This is a genomic window from Pseudomonas rossensis (assembly GCF_039888995.1).
Classification (GTDB): Bacteria; Pseudomonadota; Gammaproteobacteria; order Pseudomonadales; family Pseudomonadaceae; genus Aquipseudomonas; species Aquipseudomonas rossensis.
Genome location: NZ_JBBWCB010000003.1, coordinates 70034 through 90626, shown reverse-complemented (window position 1 = coordinate 90626; position 20593 = coordinate 70034). Strand labels below are relative to the sequence as shown.

The window sequence follows — 20593 nt, the reverse complement described above, 5'->3', positions numbered from 1 at the left end:
ACCTGCTGAGGCTGATTTACTCCTCTATTTCGGAGCCTTCAGAAGTCGAGATCTCCATCTCTCCTCGATTGATCACCTCTTCCACGCCAAAGTCCATGCCCGTCCGTTCGAAGTAACCGATCAGCCGTAGCAGGCTCTCCCCGGAAAATCGATTACCTCGAAAACTGATGTTTTCAGCGATTTCCACCGGCAGTTCCAGCACGTCGCTGGGGACTTCGGAGATGGCGTTGCCACTGAGGTCGGCCCAGTCCAGCTCTGTCATTTGCAGCAGACCGTGCGGTATTTCGGTGATACCGGTGTCATTCAGCAGTACGGTCGTGAGCTCCCTCATCTGACTCAGGTCAGGTGTTTGCCTCAGGGGGTTGTGGGCCAGATCGAGATAATCGAGCTGTTCCATTCCCGCCAGCGCACTTGCCGATTCCGCTGACAGTTCGACTCGGCACTCAGGGAGCGACAGCGACCGCAGTTGACCCATCTTGAACACAGCATCGGGAATGTTGCCCAGATTACAGTCGCGAAGCTTGAGGCTTTTGAGGTTGGGGAAGCCTTCCAGGAATCGTCCGATACGTGTCACGCCATTGGCACTATTAATCTCCAGCACCGTTACATGGCTGAAATCAGCGCTCAGGGGCGGCAGTTCTCCGTTGATGATCGGGCGGATAGTGAGTTCAAAAGTCGGCTCTAGCGCCTCATTGAAATCATCCTGTTCGCTTTCATGCCGCCAGCACTGCTCCAGTGTCTGTTTGAACTGGTCACGGTTCATGCGCTCGACAAGCTGTTGTTGGGCGGTGAACGGTTCGCCCGTCAACGGGTGTTGGGCCGGAAGGTCGGCAGTCCATACCACCAAGTCGTTGCTCAGCTGTGCCAACTCCGCTTCAAGATTTGTCAGCTCGATTCGGCCGTCTGCCAGTGTGCCTGCCAGTTCATAGACAAACTCGCTCGCCTGTTCGACCTCCAGGTTCGGGTACAGCGCCATGACTCGGTTGATATCTGCCTCTGGGGCGGAGATGCCCAAATCGTATGAGCTGTCGAAATAGTGAAGCTTGATCATTTGTCGCGCATTGTCCGAGAGCGGGTTATGCGTCAGGGGTATGCCGTGCTTACCGTACACCTCACTTTGGAAGAGCTCCGCAGGCAACTCGCTGATCTTGTTGCCCAGGAGTTTGGCGGTATCAAGTTTTGGGTGGCGAACTACGCTGTCGGGAATGTCGGTCAGGCCGGTACGGCTCAGGTCCAGGTGAACAAGCTCAGGCATAGATTCGACACTGGGCACCATAGAGAACGGGTTCTGGTATAGATCCAGCATGACCAGTTTGTTCAATGAAGACAGTTTCGCCCAGTTGGCTGCGTCGAACCTGATTCCGCAATCGCTTAACACCAGCGCATCAAGGTCCGTCATTCGAGGAATGGCCTCGGGGAGGGCGGTCAGGGAAAAGCGTTTTAAATCGAGGCGGCGCAAGCCATTGAAACGCTGCAGAAACTCGGGAACACCCTGCACCGCATGACCGCCTTCAAGGGACAGCAATGACACATGGGGGAAATCGGCCGTCAGCGTCGGTAGATCGCCAAGGATCGGCTCGGCAAATCTGAGCGCATAGCGCGGCGTGTCGTCCGGGGCATCGAAGTCCCGCTCTGATTGTCGGCGCCAGCTGCGCTGGATTTCCTGGGCCAGCAGCCTGCGATTGTGTCGAGCGACCTGCTGTTCCAGTTCGTTCAAGGGGGCTCGGGTTTGCGGGTGGACAGTGGGCGAATCGTTTATCCAGGTGTTCAGGTCCTGCTGCAGTCGCGAGAGCTCGCTGGATAGGCGTGAGAGCGCCATGCGAGCGCCGTCGGGATGCGTTTGTAACTGGAGAACAACAGACTGGAGTTCCTCCTCGGAAAGGCTGGGGTAAATCTCGCGAACACGTTCGTTGAGGGACGGCGTCGGGAAGTAACTGCGCCGGTATCCATCCGAGCCGCCAGGCAAGCGCATGGTCGTCGGATCGTAGAACGGTTTTCGGTTGGGATTTTTTGCAAACAGTTTGCGTAGTGCCGGTTGGTTCAGTGCATGTTCGGCGATATGTAGTTTGAGTGCCTGAGCATTTGCGATCGATGGGCTCAACGCATTACGCTGTGCTTGCGGCAGCGCCTGAAAAAGTCCCTGATAAAAATCACCGGGCACCGATTCGCTGTCTTGATATACCTGGTAAGTACCAACCTCCGCGCGTACCAGTGTTTTCACAATCGGGGCATCAAGCTGGCCAATACTGTCGCGCACAAGACCGTCATGGGCGTAATCCCTCACTTCAATACGCAGCTCGGCGGGAAAACCGGGCAGCGAACTCAGGCTTTGCAAGGCCAGTCGGTGGGCGTCGGTGTTGTCCAGAATGTCGGAATAAAGGCCTTCACAGGCTCGGGTTGCGCGTACGGCCTCCATGGCTTTTAGTGCTGCCTCCTTGAGCCGTGGGGGCGTGCGACCGTTGTGCAGCTGGCGTAATTCGATCCCGGTTGCATTGCTCACCAGCTCTTGCGCGACATCGGTCGGCAATCCATGCACGTCGTCGAGCAGTCGCTGGACCTGCACGTTGCCGGTCTTCTCTTGCGCGCGATAGCGTGTCTCGAATAGCGATTTATCGTGCTTGCGGGCGAGTTCGGCCGTTAGTTTTCTGAAGGCTCGCGTTTGGGTTTCCGGTGCCGGCATTGGCGTGTCGACACGCCATGAATCGAAGCTGGTCAGCAGTTGGTGTTGCAGGGTCACATCGGCCTTCCGATAGCGCTCGGGTTGGTCGCTGCCGATCTGTTCAATAAAGGTTTCGATGTCCCGGTTGATCCTGAAACGCTTGATCGTGTCTGTCAGCAGCGAAGGCGGACGATAATGTTCGACATGCATTTCGCGCACTACGTTGTCGTGGTAACCGCTGACCCGCAGGATCTGTTCGCGCTCGGCGCTGGTGAACGACTCGACGCTGTGGCCGAGGCGGCGCATGACCTTTTCCCGGTCCCAGTTCAGCGGTTGCTCCAGTTCCGTGTGCCAGGCGCCGTGGTTGTTATGCAGCAGAGGGGGCTGATAGGCATCAGTTCGGTTCGGATGCTCAATCTGAAACGTGCCTGACACGCGGTCGGGCTTCACGGCATACAGTTTTCCCTCCAGTGGCAGCAGCATCTTGCCCTCGTTTTGATAGAGGCCCAGATGATCGGGTTTTGCTCCTTCGGGCAAAATGAGTGCTTGTTCGTAAGGCTTGAGATCCGGCTTCCAGTAGCGGGTTTTTCCTTCGGGCGTTGTGACGAGTTTGAGTGGGTCGACAAGCGCAATAGCTTCACGAGAGAGCAGACGGCTGAGGGTTCGGGCAGCGATGGCGCCGCCCACCGCAAAAGTCCCCACCTGAACCACCGTTTCGACGAACGTCATCAGATGCCCGAACGCTTCTGTTTTCAGCCCTTCAGCCAGGTCCACTATGCCTTCGAAGGTTTCGTCGAGTAACTGGTAGGCCATGTAGCCCAGCATCAATCCGCCGAGAAACGGGACGAAAGGCAACGCAACGAACGTCGCGATTTCAAGGATTGTCGAGGCCACTTTGATGAAGGCATTCCACAATGCCCATCGCGCGTTGCTGTCGGCAGTGGCGGTGGAGACAGCGAGCGTGTTTGCATCGTTGAGGATCTTGTTCAGCTGTCGCTGATAGAGATGGTTCCACAGGTCCGCTCTGAACGGGATCGCCGAAAACCGCAAATCAGGCTTGTCGATGGGTGTTTCGCGCCAGCTCGGCAGTGGGTCGCCCTGTCGTTGTTGATGCCAGGTCACGCTCTGGAGGCGACGGTTGAGGTCCGCGAAAAAATGTCCTCTTTCCTTGTGGTCGACGAAGCGACTGAAGAACGTTTGATAAGCGGGCGAGCGCAGTTTGCGGGTGAGCTCGGTCATGAACGCCAATGTGTTCGGGTATTCCTTGAGAGGATGCTCTGGATCATCGGGAATGTAGGCAATGATCCGTGTTGCCGTGCGTGCTCGCTCCAGGCTCGCCGCGAAAATGACAATGCTGGTCAGCGAGGAGGACATCATTGTCAGGTCGTGACCATGCAGCGGCTGCCCATCCAGTCGAGCACCCGAACGCCCTTCCAGAATGCGCAGGATCGAGAGATGGGCATCCGCTGAAATATCCTTTCGGACTTGCGCCATCTGCAGCGCAAATTGGAGTGCTGTTTTGTGCGAGCCGAGCACCTTCGATTTCAACACCGCACCGGCCACCGGGTTGGAGAGCCCCAGATTGTCTTTGAGGTAAGCGTTGTACCGGGCGCCGATATCCAGTTCCCGGCATAACCGGGTAAAGGCCGGGATAGTGAGCTTTTGCTTGACCGCCGGCAGCGTATCGAACTGTCCTGTGGGCGAAGGTTTGGTGATGAACGTCGAGGCTGACTCGTAAGCCCCTGCCGCTGTTTCCGATTCCTGAAAGTTATGCAGGGCGGCGTCGAGCATCGACACGGTCCAGGTGCGCGCGGCGCCAGTCTTGATTCCGAAAAGCGGCACGGTTTGAGGGATGTACAGGCGCAGGAAGGTGGTTTTGACGTCCAGATCCAGGTCAAACCGGGTTTTCAGGGCGTCGCTCAGCAGCGGTTCGGCAAAGGCTTGTGCGCTTCGCAGCTTCGACAGCATTGAGTCCAGACGATTTCGATGGGTCCAGTGTTCCTGACTGATCTTTTTCAGCGACTGGTGCTGTAGGGGCGTTGCGGTGCCATGCCAGTCCGGCGTCATAAGCGTGGAGTTCTTGAGGGCGCTATGCGTACTGGACGATGCTTCTAATACCCAGACTGGCAGATTGTTGAACAGGTGATGGTAGTGATCGTCCGGCTGCGTAGCGGATTCACTGCCTCCAGTAGTGGAAAGGCGATCGTTCTCGTATCGGCTCATGCGCTATTCCCTTAGCGTTTTGGATGAGCCGCCAGCAAAACAGACGATGATCGGTTCCGTGCGGTACATATTTACCGCACCGTTCGACAAGCCTGCCTATAACCTGTGCCGGCGGTTTAAACTGCGCCTTTGCGACCCTATATGTCGCATTGCCGTAAACCCGGGAAAAACCGGGGTTTGCGCTATAAGAAGTTGTCGCTTGGCGGCAAGGCCGGGCTGAAAACTGTCCTTACAATCCCCTCATCGCTCGCCAGTTTCAGGCGAGTGTTCCTCATCAGGAGACTCCGATGTCCGTTGAGCACGCTGCGGTACAACGCGCCGATTTCGACCAGGTAATGGTTCCCAACTACGCGCCTGCCGCTTTCATTCCTGTTCGTGGCGCCGGTTCCCGCGTCTGGGACCAGTCTGGCCGCGAGCTGATCGACTTCGCCGGCGGGATTGCCGTTAACGTATTGGGCCATGCGCACCCGGCGCTGGTCGCTGCCTTGACCGAGCAGGCGAACAAGCTGTGGCACGTGTCCAACGTCTTCACCAATGAGCCGGCCTTGCGCCTCGCGCATAAGCTGATCGACGCTACGTTTGCCGACCGCGCGTTCTTCTGCAACTCCGGCGCCGAAGCCAACGAGGCCGCCTTCAAGCTGGCCCGTCGCGTCGGTTTCGATCGTTTCGGCAGCGAAAAGTACGAAATCATCGCCGCGCTCAACAGCTTCCACGGTCGTACCTTGTTCACCGTGAACGTCGGCGGTCAGTCGAAGTATTCCGATGGCTTCGGTCCGAAGATCACCGGTATCACCCACGTGCCGTTCAACGATCTGGCCGCGCTGAAAGCCGCCATTTCCGACAAGACGTGCGCTGTGGTTCTGGAGCCGATCCAGGGCGAGAGCGGCGTCATCCCGGCTGAGCTCGAGTACCTGCAAGGCGTCCGTGAACTGTGCACCGCGCACAACGCGCTGCTGATTTTCGACGAAGTGCAAACCGGCATGGGCCGCAGCGGCAAGCTGTTCGCCTACCAGCATTACGGCGTGACGCCGGACATCCTGACCAGCGCCAAGAGCCTGGGCGGTGGTTTCCCGATCGCCGCAATGCTGACCACCGAAGACCTGGCCAAACACCTGGTCGTCGGCACTCACGGCACCACGTATGGCGGCAACCCGCTGGCGTGCGCTGTCGCTGAAGCCGTGATCGACGTGGTTAATACCCCTGAAGTGCTGGCCGGCGTGAACGCCAAGCACGACAAGTTCAAGGCTCGCCTGGAGCAGATCGGCGAGAAGTACGGCCTGTTCACCCAGGTCCGGGGTATGGGCCTGTTGATTGGTTGCGTGCTGAACGATGCCTGGAAAGGCAAGGCCAAGGACATCTTCAACGCCGCTGAAAAAGAAGGCCTGATGATTCTGCAAGCCGGCCCGGACGTGGTTCGTTTCGCGCCAAGTCTGGTGGTTGAAGACGCCGATATCGATGCCGGTCTGGACCGTTTCGAGCGCGCCGCAGCCAAACTGACTCAAGCCTGATAGTTAATTCGACGCCTGACTTTCGGGCGTCGAACCCAATTTTTATGCCGGGCCAGATTCAATGTGGGAGCGAGCTTGCTCGCGATAGCTATCTGACAGTCGACATTGATGGCGACTGGCAGGGCCTCATCGCGAGCAAGCTCGCTCCCACAGTTGACTCTGAGTTTTCAGGACTGGCCCGGTTATTTTTCCTCAAAGAGTTTTTCGAGAAAGGAGTGACACCATGCTGGTGATGCGCCCCGCGCAAATGGCTGATCTGGGCGAGGTACAGCGTCTGGCTGCGGACAGCCCGATTGGTGTCACTTCCTTGCCGGATGACGTTGAACGCCTGAGCGACAAGATCGCAGCAAGCGAAGCCTCATTCGCCGCCGAAGTCAGCTTCAACGGTGAAGAGAGCTATTTCTTCGTCCTCGAAGACACCACCACCGGCAAACTGGTGGGCTGTTCGGCCATCGTTGCGTCGGCCGGTTATTCCGAGCCGTTCTACAGCTTCCGTAATGAAACCTTTGTGCACGCCTCCCGCGAGCTGAAGATTCATAACAAGATCCACGTGCTATCCCAGTGCCACGACCTGACCGGCAATAGTTTGCTGACCAGTTTCTACGTGCTGCCGGAGCTGGTGGGTTCGGCCTGGTCGGAACTCAACTCCCGTGGTCGCTTGCTGTTCGTGGCCAGCCATCCGGAGCGTTTTGCCGATTCTGTGGTGACCGAGATCGTCGGTTACAGCGATGAAAATGGTGATTCGCCGTTCTGGGATGCCATCGGTCGTAATTTCTTCGACCTCAACTACGCCGCTGCCGAGCGTCTGTGCGGTCTGAAGAGCCGGACGTTCCTGGCCGAGTTGATGCCGCATTACCCGATCTATGTGCCGCTGCTGCCGGACTCCGCTCAAGAGGCGATGGGGCAGGTGCACCCACGGGCGCAGATCACCTTCGACATCCTGATGCGCGAAGGCTTCGAAACCGATCACTACATCGACATTTTCGACGGCGGGCCGACCCTGCATGCCCGTGTCTCGGGGATCCGTTCGATCGCCCAGAGCCGAGTCGTCCCGGTGAAAATCGGCGAGCCGGTCAAAGGCGCCGGTCGTCAGTACCTGGTGGCCAACGCCCAGTTGCAGGATTACCGCGCTGTTTTGCTTGAGCTCGATTACGCGCCGGGCAAGCCCGTGACCCTGGATCTTGAAGCGGCCGAAGCCTTGGGCGTCGGTGAAGGTGCAAGCGTGCGCCTGGTGGCGGTTTAACGCCTGCTTTAATCCTAGAGAGAATTGCCTAGAAAGCAGCGAAGTTTCACGGGTGGCGTCTGCGACCCGTTTGAGGAGATAGCATGATCGTTCGTCCCGTACGCAGCAGCGATTTACCCGCTCTGATCGACCTGGCCCGCAGCACCGGCACCGGCCTGACCACCTTGCCGGCCAACGAAGAGCGTCTGGCCCATCGGGTCGGCTGGGCCGAGAAGACCTTCCGCGGCGAAGCCGGGCGGGGCGATGCGGACTACCTGTTCGTGCTCGAAGATGATGACGGCCGTGTGGTGGGTATTTCCGCCATTGCCGGTGCCGTCGGTCTGCGTGAGCCTTGGTACAACTTCCGGGTTGGCTTGACCGTCAGCGCTTCGCAAGAGTTGAACATCTATCGCGAAATTCCAACGCTGTTCCTGGCCAATGACCTGACCGGTAACTCCGAGCTGTGCTCGCTGTTCCTGCACGCCGACTACCGCACCGGCCTCAACGGCCGCATGCTGGCCAAGGCGCGGATGCTGTTCATCGCCGAGTTCCCGCAGCTGTTCGGCAACAAGATCATCGCCGAGATGCGCGGTATGTCCGATGAAGCGGGGCGTTCGCCGTTCTGGGAAAGCCTGGGGCGTCACTTCTTCAAGATGGAATTCAGCCAGGCTGACTACCTGACTGGCGTGGGCAACAAGGCGTTCATCGCCGAACTGATGCCGAAATTCCCGCTTTACACCTGCTTCCTGTCGGAAGATGCGCGCAACGTGATCGGCCAGGTTCATCCGGACACCGAGCCGGCGTTGGCCATGCTCAAAAGCGAAGGTTTCAGCTATCAAGGCTACGTCGACATCTTCGACGCCGGTCCTGCTGTTGAGTGTGAAACCGGCAAGATCCGCGCAGTGCGCGACAGCCAGGCGCTGGTGCTGGCCATCGGCACGCCGGGTGACGACGCCACACCGTTCCTGATTCATAACCGCAAGCGCGACGACTGCCGGATCACTGCTGCTCCTGCACGTTTCGCCGCCGGTACGCTGGTGGTCGATCCACTGACCGCCAAACGTCTTCAACTAAACGCCGGCGATCAAGTGCGCGCCGTTACGTTGTCCGCTGCCAGGGAGTCGAAATAATGAATTCGCTGTACATCGCAGGTGAATGGCTGGCCGGCCAGGGTGAAGCCTTTCAGTCGCTGAACCCGGTAACCCAACAAGTGCTGTGGGCCGGCGAAGGCGCTACCCCTGCTCAGGTTGAATCGGCCGTGCAAGCCGCGCGCCAGGCATTCCCGGGCTGGGCCCGACGTACCCTGGAAGAGCGCATCACAGTGCTGGAGGCCTTTGCCGCCGCGCTGAAGAACAATGCTGACGAACTGGCTCGCACTATCGGTGAAGAAACCGGCAAGCCTTTGTGGGAAGCGGCGACCGAAGTCACCAGCATGGTCAACAAGATTGCCATCTCGGTGCAGAGCTACCGCGAACGTACCGGCGAGAAGAGCGGCCCCTTGGGCGACGCCACCGCCGTGTTGCGCCACAAGCCACACGGTGTGGTCGCGGTGTTCGGGCCTTACAACTTCCCTGGTCACCTGCCGAACGGTCACATCGTGCCGGCGCTGCTGGCCGGTAATAGCGTGCTGTTCAAACCAAGCGAGCTGACGCCGAAAGTCGCCGAACTGACGGTCAAGTGCTGGATCGAAGCCGGTCTGCCGGCAGGCGTGTTGAACCTGCTGCAAGGCGCTCGCGAGACCGGTATCGCCCTGGCGGCGAACCCGGGCATCGATGGCTTGTTCTTCACCGGCTCCAGCCGCACCGGCAATCACCTGCATCAACAGTTTGCCGGTCGTCCGGACAAGATCCTCGCGCTGGAAATGGGCGGTAACAACCCGCTGGTCGTTGATCAGGTCGCAGACCTCGATGCTGCCGTTTACACCATCATTCAGTCGGCGTTCATTTCCGCCGGTCAGCGTTGCACCTGTGCGCGCCGCTTGCTGGTGCCGCAGGGCGCCTGGGGTGACTCGCTGCTGGCGCGTCTGGTGGCGGTCAGCCGTACGATTGACGTCGGCGCGTTTGATCAGCAACCGGCACCGTTCATGGGCTCGGTGATTTCCCTCGGCGCTGCGAAAGCACTGATGGATGCGCAGGAACATCTGCTGGGTAACGGCGCAGTAGCATTGCTGGAAATGACTCAACCTCAAGCTCAAGCCGCCTTGCTGACCCCAGGCATTCTGGACGTAACGGCAGTGGCTGATCGCCCTGACGAAGAGCTGTTCGGCCCGCTGCTGCAAGTGATCCGCTACGCTGATTTTGAGGCGGCGATCGCTGAAGCCAACGATACCGACTATGGCCTGGCGGCCGGTCTGCTGTCGGATTCCGAGGCGCGTTATCAGCAGTTCTGGCTGGAAAGCCGTGCTGGCATCGTCAACTGGAACAAACAGCTGACCGGTGCTGCGAGCAGCGCGCCATTCGGCGGTGTCGGCGCCTCGGGCAACCACCGTGCCAGCGCCTACTACGCGGCAGATTACTGCGCGTACCCGGTTGCTTCGCTGGAAACGCCGAGCTTGACCTTGCCGGCTGCGCTGACCCCGGGCGTGCGCATGTCGTAAGGCCCAATCGCGGGCAAGCCCGCTCCCACAAGGATTGCGCAAAACCTGTGGGAGCGAGCTTGCTCGCGATAGCCGCGACTCGGTCTCAAAGAACAGTTACCAGATGCCTACAACAACAGATTCTCGTGGAGCCTCGCTGATGAAATCCTATGAAGTCAATTTTGACGGTCTAGTGGGGCCGACCCATAACTACGGCGGTTTGTCCTACGGCAACGTCGCGTCCCAGAGCAACAGCCAGCAGTCTTCGAACCCGAAGGAAGCCGCGCTGCAAGGCCTGGCGAAGATGAAATCGCTGATGGAAATGGGCTTTCAACAGGGCGTGCTCGCACCACAGGAACGCCCGGACGTGGCAGCCCTGCGTCGTTTGGGTTTCAGCGGCACCGACGCTCAGGTGATCGAGCAGGCGGCTAAAGATGCGATGCCGTTGCTGGTGGCCAGTTGCTCGGCGTCGAGCATGTGGGTGGCTAACGCCGCCACCGTCAGCCCGAGCGCCGACACCGCGGATGGCCGTGTGCATTTCACCGCGGCCAACCTGAACTGCAAATATCACCGCAGCATCGAACACCCGACTACCAGTCGCGTGCTGGGGGCGATGTTCGCTGATCAGAAGCATTTCGCTCACCACACCGCCTTGCCGGCCGTGGCGCAGTTCGGGGACGAAGGCGCAGCCAACCACACCCGTTTCTGCCGTGAATACGGCGAAGCGGGCGTCGAGTTCTTCGTGTTCGGTCGCAGCGCGTTCGACACCCGTTACCCGGCACCGCAGAAATACCCGGCCCGTCAGACCCTCGAAGCCTCCCAGGCGGTTGCCCGCCTGCACGGCTTGAGCGATGACGGCGTGGTCTACGCTCAGCAGAATCCGTCGGTGATCGATCAGGGCGTGTTCCACAACGATGTGATCGCGGTGGGTAATGGCGAGGTGCTGTTCTATCACGAGGACGCGTTCCTCGACACCGAGCAGATGCTCGCTGAATTGCAAAGCAAGCTCGCCAAAGTCGGTGGGAAATTTCAGTCGATCTGCGTACCGCGTTCCGCGGTCACCGTGGAAGACGCCGTTCGTTCCTACCTGTTCAATAGCCAACTGCTGTCGCGTCCTGACGGCTCGATGCTGTTGATCGTGCCGGAAGAATGCCGTGGCAACGAGCGTGTCTGGCAGTACCTGCAAGGTTTGACCAGTTCCGGTGGCCTGATCCGCGAAGTGAAAGTGTTCGATTTGAAGCAAAGCATGCAGAACGGCGGCGGCCCGGCTTGCCTGCGACTGCGCGTCGCGCTCAACGAAACCGAACTGGCGGCCGTCAACCCAGGGGTTATCATGACGGCACCGTTGTACGGCACGCTGACCGAATGGGTCGACAAGCACTACCGCGACCGCATGACCGAAAACGATCTCGCGGACCCGCAATTGCTGCTTGAGTGCCGGGCGGCACTGGATGAACTGACGCAAATCCTTAAACTGGGCGCGGTTTATCCATTCCAGATCAATTGAACGTCGAGAGCGTAAAGACCATGAGCGATACCCTGCAGCTGATCCTTGAAGACACCGACGGCACGCAACTGGAAACCTCCTGCACCCGCGTCGCGGTCATGTGGCAAGGCAAAGAGCTGTGGATTCAGCAAGACGGCCGCGGCCAATTGCTGATCGGCGTGGACGTCGAAGAAGGTGACGCTGAATACGCAAACCTGCTGCTGCGCCCATTGGCGACTAATCTGGTAAGTCTGCAACTGGAAATGGAACCGGCTGAAGTCGGTGACGAAGACCACGTGCACGGCCCGGATTGCGCGCACGACCACTAAGGAAACCGCTCTATGCTCGCCCTCGGCAAACTGCTTGAACTGACCCTCGCCGGCCGCGAACCGGCGGAGAAGACTCAACTGACTGTCGAAGGCGTGCGCATGCGCTGGTTGAGCGAAGGTGCGCTGGAAGTCCGGCCACCTGAAGCTCGCGACAAAGGCCTGGATCTGCTGCTATCGGCCGGCATCCATGGCAACGAAACAGCTCCGATCGAGTTGCTTGATCGCCTGTTGCACGACATTGCCCGCGGCGATCTTAAGCCCCGCGCACGTATTCTGTTCCTGTTCGGTAACCCGGAAGCGATTCGCAAAGGCGAGCGTTTCATCGAGCAGGACGTCAATCGGCTGTTCAACGGCCGTCACGAACAAAGCAGCGGCTCCGAAGCCCTGCGCGCGTGTGAACTGGAGCGGCTGGCGGCGAGTTTCTTCAGCCTGCCGGATCGCAACCGTCTGCACTACGACCTGCACACGGCCATTCGCGGTTCGAAAATCGAGCAGTTCGCGCTGTATCCCTGGAAAGAAGGCCGTCAGCATTCACGCCTGGAACTGGCGCGCCTGCGCGCTGCCGGCATGGAAGCGGTGCTGCTGCAAAACAAGCCGTCCATCGTTTTCAGCTCCTACACTTACGACAAACTTGGTGCCGAGTCTTTTACCCTTGAACTGGGCAAGGCGCGGCCGTTCGGGCAGAACGATGGGGTCAACGTCGATCTGCTGGAAACCCGCCTCAAACAGATTATCGAAGGCAACGAACCAGCCCAGACCGAAGAGGCGCTGGACGGTTTGCAGCTGTTTAGCGTGGCGCGAGAAATCATCAAGCACAGCGATAGCTTCCGCTTGAATCTGCCAGCGGACATCGAGAACTTTTCGGAGTTGGAAGTGGGTTACCTGCTGGCCGAAGACATCGCACAGACCCGGTGGATCATTGAGGAGGAGGGTGCCCGGATCATCTTCCCGAACCCCAAGGTCAAGAACGGCCTGCGCGCCGGCATCCTGATTGTGCCGACTACCGACGAAAACCTCGCCTGACCCTGATCTCATGCCAGGCATAGAACCAATGTGGGAGCGAGCTTGCTCGCGATAGCGGGTCAACATTCAACGTTATGTTGGCTGTCAGTCCGCCATCGCGAGCAAGCTCGCTCCCACATTTGATTTGAGTGAAGCCAAAGACCTCACCCCAAACCACAGGTTTTGAGTTTAAACGGCTACCGCACGTGGCTCGCTACGACGCAACGCACGCATCTTGTGCAACGTATCCGCGCACGTCTTCGCCGCTTCCTGGCCTTTATGCACAAAGTGCTCGAAGAAGAACTTCTGATGTTCTTCGCCAGCATGGAAGTGGTGCGGGGTCAAAACCACCGAGAACACCGGCACTTCGGTTTCCAGCTGAACTTGCATCAAACCGCTGATCACCGACTGGGCGACGAATTCGTGGCGATAGATGCCGCCGTCGACTACCAGACCCGCCGCGACGATGCCGGCATAACGACCGGACTTGGCCAGCAGCTTGGCGTGCAGCGGAATTTCAAAGGCGCCGCCGACTTCAAAGAAATCGATTTCCGATTCCTGATAACCCTGAACAATCATTTCGGCCACAAAGCCTTTACGGCTCTGATCGACGATTTCCTTGTGCCAGCAGGCCTGGATGAACGCAACGCGCTCGCCCTGATGGTTTTTGCTTTTGCTATCGATTGCGGTGGGTTGCATGTTCTGACTCCTGTTTATGTAAAAAACAGGGCATATGAATCGAATGGGATTTAAGGGTACGCACGCTCGCACGAATGCCTGCGGACGGCCCTTTGGCGCCAATCCCGTTCTCTCTTCATCCGGACTATGACCGTCGGCCCCGGGATCACACCGGGTCTGCTGACCTTGCCGCCATCACAGCCATTGCCGTGCCTGTCGCCAAGCGCTCGCGGGCTATGCGCATTGCGCGCAATTACCGCCGGTGGGGAGTTGCACCCCGCCCTGAGAACGTTTTGCCGCCAGATTGTTTGGCGACGAAGCGTTTTTAACACATATTTCTCACCTGTGCATTGCTGCTATCTGATGATTGCTATCGACTTTTTCGTCGGTTCAGGAAGTCTTTTCCTACCCAAGGGTTGATTATTCGTCCGCATGACCGCAGTAATTCCTGACTGAAAGGGATTTTCCCTGCTTACCGAGGCCAGATTCATGAGCGTTATTGATCTTCGCAGCGACACCGTCACGCAACCGACCGCAGGGATGCTCGACGCGATGGCCGGCGCGGCCACTGGTGACGACGTTTACGGCGAAGATCCGACGGTCAATCGTCTGGAAGCCGAGCTTGCGAATCAGTTGGGTTTTGCTGCAGCGCTGTTTGTTCCGACGGGCACCATGAGCAATCTGCTGGGCTTGATGGCCCACTGCGAACGCGGTGACGAATACATCGTCGGCCAGCAGGCTCACACGTATAAGTACGAAGGGGGTGGTGCAGCGGTGCTGGGTTCGATCCAGCCGCAGCCACTGGAAGTGCAGGCCGACGGCTCGCTGGACCTGGCGCACGTCGCGGCTGCGATCAAACCGGATGACTTCCACTTCGCCCGTACCCATTTGCTGGCGCTGGAAAACACCATGCAAGGCAAGGTTTTGCCGTTGGAGTATCTGGCGCGGGCTCGAAGCTTTACCCGTGAACAGGGGTTGCAGCTGCACCTGGACGGCGCGCGGCTGTACAACGCGGCGGTCAAATTGGGTGTCGATGCCCGGGAAATTACTCAGCACTTTGATTCCGTATCGGTCTGCCTGTCCAAAGGCCTGGGCGCGCCGATCGGTTCGGTGCTGTGCGGCTCGGTCGAATTGATCGCTAAGGCGCGACGCCTGCGCAAGATGGTCGGCGGCGGCATGCGCCAGGCCGGGATTCTGGCGGCAGCAGGTTTGTACGCGCTGGATAACCATGTTCAGCGTCTGGCTGATGACCACGCCAATGCGCAGTTGCTGGCCGAAGGCTTGCGAGCGGCGGGTTACGAGGTCGAGCCGGTGCAGACCAACATGGTTTACGTGCAGATGGGCGACAAGGCCGAGGCCATCAAGGCGTTTGCCGCTGAACGCGGGATCAAGCTGAGCGCTGCCGGACGTCTGCGCATGGTCACGCACATGGACGTCAGCCGCGCTCAAATCGAGCAGGTCGTCGCGACATTCGTCGAGTTTTCGCGCAACTGATAGCGTTAGCGGTCCAATTGACCGTTTCTATCGTATAAACACGCTGTACCCCGCGCGCAGGGCCTATATAATGCGGCCCTTTGCCGTCGCTTCGTCTGTTGACGTTTCGCACAGGCCTTTGGCCGCAGCCTCCGTGGAAGAACCTAATGAAAAGCGCAGAAATCCGTGAAGCCTTCCTTCGCTTCTTCGAAGAGCAAGGCCACACCCGTGTAGCCTCCAGCTCTTTGATTCCGGGCAACGACCCAACCCTGCTGTTCACTAACGCGGGGATGAACCAGTTCAAGGACTGCTTCCTGGGCCAGGAAAAACGCGCGTACACCCGCGCGGTCAGCAGCCAGAAATGCGTGCGCGCCGGCGGCAAGCACAACGACCTGGAAAACGTCGGTTATACCGCTCGTCACCACACATTCTTCGAAATGCTGGGTAACTTCAGCTTCGGTGATTACTTCAAGCGCGATGCAATCACCTACGCCTGGAACTTCCTGACGTCCGACAAGTGGCTGAACCTGCCGAAAGAAAAGCTCTGGGTCACCGTCTACGCCAGCGATGACGAGGCGTACGACATCTGGACCAAGGAAATCGGTGTTCCGGCCGAGCGCATGGTTCGTATCGGCGACAACAAAGGCGCGCCGTACGCGTCTGACAACTTCTGGACCATGGGCGATACCGGCCCGTGCGGTCCTTGCACCGAGATTTTCTACGATCACGGCGCCGACATCTGGGGCGGCCCACCGGGCTCACCTGAAGAAGACGGCGACCGTTACATCGAAATCTGGAACAACGTGTTCATGCAGTTCAACCGCACCGCCGATGGCGTGTTGCACCCGCTGCCAGCGCCGTCGGTCGATACCGGCATGGGCCTGGAGCGGATCAGTGCCGTGCTGCAACACGTTCACTCGAACTATGAAATCGACCTGTTCCAGAGCCTGCTGAGTGCATCGGCCAAGGCCATCGGTTGCACCAACGACGCTCAGGCTTCGCTGAAAGTCGTCGCCGACCACATTCGTTCGTGCGGTTTCCTGATTGCCGACGGCGTGCTGCCGTCCAACGAAGGTCGCGGTTACGTGCTGCGCCGGATCATTCGTCGCGCCTGCCGTCACGGCAACAAGCTGGGCGCCAAGGGCAGCTTCTTCTACCAGATCGTTGCGGCACTGGTCGCCGAGATGGGCGAAGCCTTCCCTGAGCTGAAATCCCAGCAGGCGCACATTGAACGTGTACTGAAAGCTGAAGAAGAGCAGTTCGCCAAGACCCTGGAGCAGGGCCTGAAAATCCTCGAGCAGGATCTGGCCGAGCTCAAAGGCGACGTGGTGCCGGGCGACGTAGTGTTCAAACTCTACGACACCTACGGTTTCCCGATGGACCTGACCGGCGACATCGCTCGCGAACGCAGCCTGACCATCGACGAAGAAGGCTTCGAGCGCGAAATGGAAGCCCAGCGCGTCCGTGCCCGTTCCGCCAGCTCCTTCGGCATGGACTACAACAGCCTGGTCAAGGTTGATGTGGCCACCGAATTCACTGGCTATGAAGCGACTAAAGGTGCGGCGAAAGTCGTTGGTCTCTATAAAGATGGCCAGTCGGTCGACGTGCTCAGTGAAGGCGAAGAAGGTGTGGTCGTACTGAACCAGACGCCGTTCTACGCTGAATCCGGCGGTCAGATCGGTGACTGCGGCTTTCTTCAGGTCGGTAACGCGCGCTTTGACGTACGCGACACCACTAAAACGGGTGGCGCCTTCTTGCATCACGGCGTGCTGGCCTCGGGCAGCCTGACCATTGGTGCGCCGGTAGAGACTCATGTTGATGCCGAAGTGCGTCACGCGACTTCGTTGAACCACTCGGCGACTCACTTGCTGCACGCAGCATTGCGCCAGGTGCTGGGCGACCACGTTCAGCAGAAAGGCTCGTTGGTCGACAGTCAGCGCCTGCGCTTTGACTTCAGCCACTTCGAAGCCATTAAACCTGAACAGTTGAAGGCGCTGGAAGACATCGTCAACGCCGAGATTCGCAAGAACTCCGAAGTTGAAACCGAAGAAACCGATATCGAAACCGCCAAGCAGAAGGGCGCCATGGCGCTGTTCGGCGAGAAATACGGCGACAGCGTGCGCGTACTGAGCATGGGCGGTGATTTCTCCGTCGAGCTGTGCGGTGGTATCCACGCCAACCGGACTGGCGACATCGGCCTGCTGAAGATTATCAGCGAAGGCGGCGTGGCTTCCGGCGTGCGTCGTATCGAAGCGGTCACTGGCGCCGCAGCGCTGGCATACTTGAACGCTGCTGAAGAACAACTCAAGGAAGCGGCCAACCTGGTCAAGGGTAGCCGCGACAACCTGATCGACAAGCTGTCGGCTGTGCTGGAGCGCAACCGTCTGCTGGAGAAGCAACTCGAGCAGTTGCAGGCCAAGGCTGCCAGCGCGGCGGGCGACGATCTGTCGGCTTCTGCCCTGGATGTCAAAGGTGTGAAAGTGCTGGCCGTGCGTCTGGACGGTCAGGACGGCAAGGCGCTGCTGGCGCTGGTCGATCAACTGAAAAACAAACTCGGCCGCGCAGTGATCCTGCTCGGCAGTGTCCATGAGGAAAAGGTCGTTCTGGTTGCAGGCGTAACCAAAGACCTGACTGGCCAACTCAAAGCCGGTGATTTGATGAAGCAAGCCGCTGCGGCAGTGGGCGGGAAGGGCGGTGGTCGTCCAGACATGGCGCAAGGCGGTGGTACTGACGCTGGCGCACTGGATGCGGCATTGGCCCTGACTGTTCCATTTGTAGAGCAGGGTTTATAAGGCAGTGTGTCCGGCCCGCAGTCTAGTGGCGGGCCGGAACGCTGTTTGAGTGATTATTTGGGCGCCCTTCATGGGCAGAGGCGGCTTTGAAATGGCTTTGATCGTACAGAAATTTGGAGGCACCTCGGTCGGCACTGTCGAGAGAATCGAGCAGGTCGCCGACAAGGTTAAGAAATTCCGCGAGGCCGGCGATGACCTGGTGGTTGTGCTGTCTGCAATGAGCGGCGAAACCAACCGTCTGATCGATCTGGCCAAGCAAATCAGTGGCGACGGCCAGCCAGTTCCTCGTGAGCTGGACGTGATCGTCTCCACCGGTGAGCAGGTGACGATTGCGCTGTTGGCCATGGCGCTGATCAAGCGCGGCGTGCCAGCGGTGTCCTACACCGGCAACCAGGTGCGGATTCTGACGGACAGTGCGCACAATAAAGCGCGTATCTTGCAGATTGATGACCAGAAGATTCGTGGTGATCTGAAGGCTGGTCGTGTGGTTGTTGTCGCCGGTTTCCAGGGCGTCGACGAGCACGGCAACATCACCACCCTCGGTCGTGGCGGTTCCGACACCACCGGCGTGGCGCTGGCGGCAGCCTTGAAGGCTGACGAATGCCAGATCTACACCGACGTCGACGGCGTCTACACCACCGACCCGCGTGTGGTGTCCGTGGCTCAGCGCCTGGACAAGATTACCTTCGAAGAGATGCTGGAAATGGCCAGCCTCGGTTCCAAGGTGTTGCAGATCCGTGCGGTGGAATTCGCCGGCAAGTACAACGTTCCGCTGCGCGTACTGCACAGCTTCAAGGAGGGTCCGGGCACCCTCATTACTATTGATGAAGAGGAAACCATGGAACAGCCGATCATTTCCGGCATCGCTTTCAATCGCGATGAAGCCAAGCTGACCATCCGTGGCGTGCCAGACACCCCGGGTGTGGCGTTCAAGATTCTTGGGCCGATCAGCGGCGCGAACATCGAAGTCGACATGATCGTGCAGAACGTTGCGCACGATAACACCACCGACTTCACCTTCACCGTGCATCGCAATGACTTCCAGGCAGCGCAAACCGTGCTGGAAAACACCGCTCGCGAGATCGGTGCCCGTGAAGTCGTTGGCGATATCAAGATTGCCAAGGTGTCGATCGTCGGTGTCGGCATGCGCTCCCACGCAGGCGTGGCCAGCCGCATGTTCGAATCCCTGGCCAAGGAAAGCATCAACATCCAGATGATCTCGACCTCGGAAATCAAAGTCTCCGTAGTGATCGAAGAGAAGTACCTGGAACTGGCTGTGCGCGCTCTGCACACAGCTTTCGAACTGGACGCGCCGGCCCGTCAGGGCGAGTGATGCGTTTGCCAAAGGGCACGGTCTGACCGCGCCCTTTGTTTTTTTGAATGGTGCGACTCGAGGCTGTTCTTTTGCTCGCGCTAGTCAATACTCAGGCATGTAGGGCTGCGATCGTTCAGGTTGTAGGTCGAGTGCCTTTTTTTTGCAGACTGTTGTCCCTGAAATGAAATGCGTGAGGAGAAAGGTATGCTGATTCTGACTCGTCGGTGTGCAGAAAGCCTGATTATTGGTGATGGCGAAATCACCGTGACCGTGCTCGGCGTCAAAGGAAATCAAGTGCGTATCGGTGTCAACGCCCCGAAAGAGGTTGCGGTCCACCGTGAGGAAATTTACCTGCGTATAAAGAAAGAGAAGGACGAAGAACCAAGCCATTAATTTTTATCGTTTTTTATGTTTGCAAACGGGGAAGAAGCTGGTTAATATACGCCCCGTGTTGCGGAGAGCTGGCCGAGTGGCCGAAGGCGCTCCCCTGCTAAGGGAGTACACCTCAAAAGGGTGTCGGGGGTTCGAATCCCCCGTTCTCCGCCATTATTTGCGTAGTACGTTGTAATCTGGCTTCTTCGGTAAGTGTTTGAAATTACTAGAAAAAGTGCTTTACATAGAGATTAAACGGCCTATAATGCGCGGCAACAAATGCACTCGTAGCTCAGCTGGATAGAGTACTCGGCTACGAACCGAGCGGTCACAGGTTCGAATCCTGTCGAGTGCACCAAACAACAAAAAGCCCGCGTTTAACGCGGGCTTTTTGCCGTCTGGGATTTGGCTTTTCCTTTGGTGCATCCTCTCTCATCGAACTCGACGTGTGCGCTACGACCTCGCTGGGTGTCGTAACGGTAGCTCGTGGTCGAGTTGCGAATACTGATCTTGTCTGGCTTGCCAAGGGCACTCTCGACGTCCTGCTGACTCATGCCGGCGACAACCCGCTGATTGATGATGGCTTCGCGGCGCTCTCTGGCGCTGATGAGGTTTCCACATTTGTCCTCGGTCTTGCCGACGACAGTCGGATCTCTCCTTTTGATTTTCATACCTGATGTTTCGCGATTCTCGGATTCCGGCATGAGAGCGGTCGTGCTGCCCGGTGTGAAGGTGCGGACATCCTGCAGCGTAAGGCTGTCTCCGGCCGTACAGCTCAACGTCGTGAAGGTAATGCGCCCGTTGGCCGCCTCGCAGCGGTGAACGGTCGTGGCAAGCGCCCAGGGCGACGGGCAGAGCAGGGTGATCAACAAAAAATAAGGTGCATTTGATGGCATTAAACGTCCTCCATGACGGTCCATCTGAAGGGTAGTCGTTACATTTTTCGGCTGTGGTGTGTT

Annotated in this window: 14 protein-coding genes, 2 tRNA genes and 1 riboswitch; of the genes, 13 read left to right on the top strand and 3 right to left on the bottom strand. The window is 58.6% G+C overall.

Annotated elements, in window-relative coordinates; translation table 11 throughout:
- Positions 1-16 precede the first annotated feature (16 nt).
- Positions 17-4882, bottom strand: coding sequence for a dermonecrotic toxin domain-containing protein (locus WLY71_RS01955; RefSeq protein ID WP_347802289.1), 4866 nt, complete (start codon positions 4880-4882; stop codon positions 17-19).
- Positions 4883-5169: 287 nt separating this feature from the next.
- Here WLY71_RS01955 and WLY71_RS01950 point away from each other — a divergent pair, with 287 nt between their 5' ends.
- The 7 genes from WLY71_RS01950 (at position 5170) to astE (ending at position 13025) form a co-directional block, all read left to right on the top strand.
- Positions 5170-6390 carry an aspartate aminotransferase family protein gene (locus tag WLY71_RS01950; RefSeq protein ID WP_347802288.1) on the top strand — a complete coding sequence of 407 codons (1221 nt, stop codon included), beginning with the start codon at positions 5170-5172 and terminating at the stop codon, positions 6388-6390.
- A 223-nt stretch (positions 6391-6613) separates the two neighbouring features.
- Positions 6614-7633, top strand: coding sequence for an arginine/ornithine succinyltransferase subunit alpha (aruF, locus tag WLY71_RS01945; protein WP_347802287.1), 1020 nt, complete (start codon positions 6614-6616; stop codon positions 7631-7633).
- A gap of 83 nt (positions 7634-7716) precedes the next feature.
- The gene (gene astA / locus WLY71_RS01940; protein WP_347802286.1) at positions 7717-8742 is read left to right on the top strand and encodes an arginine N-succinyltransferase; all 1026 of its coding nucleotides are present in this window, start codon (positions 7717-7719) and stop codon (positions 8740-8742) included.
- Positions 8739-10208, top strand: coding sequence for a succinylglutamate-semialdehyde dehydrogenase (gene astD / locus WLY71_RS01935; RefSeq protein WP_347802323.1), 1470 nt, complete (start codon positions 8739-8741; stop codon positions 10206-10208). The genes astA and astD overlap by 4 nt, the downstream gene beginning before the upstream one ends.
- A gap of 139 nt (positions 10209-10347) precedes the next feature.
- Positions 10348-11694: an N-succinylarginine dihydrolase gene (gene astB, locus WLY71_RS01930; RefSeq protein ID WP_347802285.1), complete on the top strand. Its 1347-nt coding sequence runs from the start codon at positions 10348-10350 to the stop codon at positions 11692-11694.
- Positions 11695-11714: 20 nt separating this feature from the next.
- Positions 11715-12002, top strand: coding sequence for a hypothetical protein (locus WLY71_RS01925; RefSeq protein WP_033056735.1), 288 nt, complete (start codon positions 11715-11717; stop codon positions 12000-12002).
- 12 nt (positions 12003-12014) lie between these two features.
- The gene (gene astE, locus WLY71_RS01920) at positions 12015-13025 is read left to right on the top strand and encodes a succinylglutamate desuccinylase (RefSeq protein ID WP_347802284.1); all 1011 of its coding nucleotides are present in this window, start codon (positions 12015-12017) and stop codon (positions 13023-13025) included.
- A 168-nt stretch (positions 13026-13193) separates the two neighbouring features.
- On the opposite strand, the gene WLY71_RS01915 is transcribed toward astE, so the two are convergent.
- A complete protein-coding gene (locus tag WLY71_RS01915; protein ID WP_347802283.1) occupies positions 13194-13703 on the bottom strand; it encodes a 6,7-dimethyl-8-ribityllumazine synthase in 510 nt (169 codons plus the stop codon).
- Between the two features lie 102 nt (positions 13704-13805).
- Positions 13806-13976: riboswitch (FMN riboswitch) on the bottom strand.
- A 195-nt stretch (positions 13977-14171) separates the two neighbouring features.
- On the opposite strand from WLY71_RS01915, the gene ltaE reads away from it, so the two are divergent.
- The 6 genes from ltaE (at position 14172) to WLY71_RS01885 (ending at position 19992) form a co-directional block, all read left to right on the top strand.
- A complete protein-coding gene (ltaE, locus tag WLY71_RS01910) occupies positions 14172-15176 on the top strand; it encodes a low-specificity L-threonine aldolase (protein ID WP_347802282.1) in 1005 nt (334 codons plus the stop codon).
- A gap of 146 nt (positions 15177-15322) precedes the next feature.
- Positions 15323-17947 (top strand): alanine--tRNA ligase, encoded by a 2625-nt coding sequence (gene alaS, locus WLY71_RS01905; RefSeq protein ID WP_347802281.1) that lies wholly within the window; start codon positions 15323-15325, stop codon positions 17945-17947.
- Positions 17948-18038: 91 nt separating this feature from the next.
- On the top strand, positions 18039-19280 hold the full coding sequence (locus WLY71_RS01900; protein ID WP_347802280.1) for an aspartate kinase: 1242 nt from the start codon (positions 18039-18041) through the stop codon (positions 19278-19280).
- 186 nt (positions 19281-19466) lie between these two features.
- On the top strand, positions 19467-19655 hold the full coding sequence (gene csrA, locus WLY71_RS01895) for a carbon storage regulator CsrA (protein ID WP_002554426.1): 189 nt from the start codon (positions 19467-19469) through the stop codon (positions 19653-19655).
- Positions 19656-19717: 62 nt separating this feature from the next.
- Positions 19718-19808: transfer RNA gene (locus WLY71_RS01890), tRNA-Ser, on the top strand.
- Positions 19809-19915: 107 nt separating this feature from the next.
- A tRNA-Arg gene (locus WLY71_RS01885) sits at positions 19916-19992 on the top strand.
- A gap of 19 nt (positions 19993-20011) precedes the next feature.
- Here WLY71_RS01885 and WLY71_RS01880 read toward each other — a convergent pair.
- Positions 20012-20530 (bottom strand): cell envelope protein SmpA, encoded by a 519-nt coding sequence (locus WLY71_RS01880; protein ID WP_347802279.1) that lies wholly within the window; start codon positions 20528-20530, stop codon positions 20012-20014.
- Positions 20531-20593: the final 63 nt, after the last annotated feature.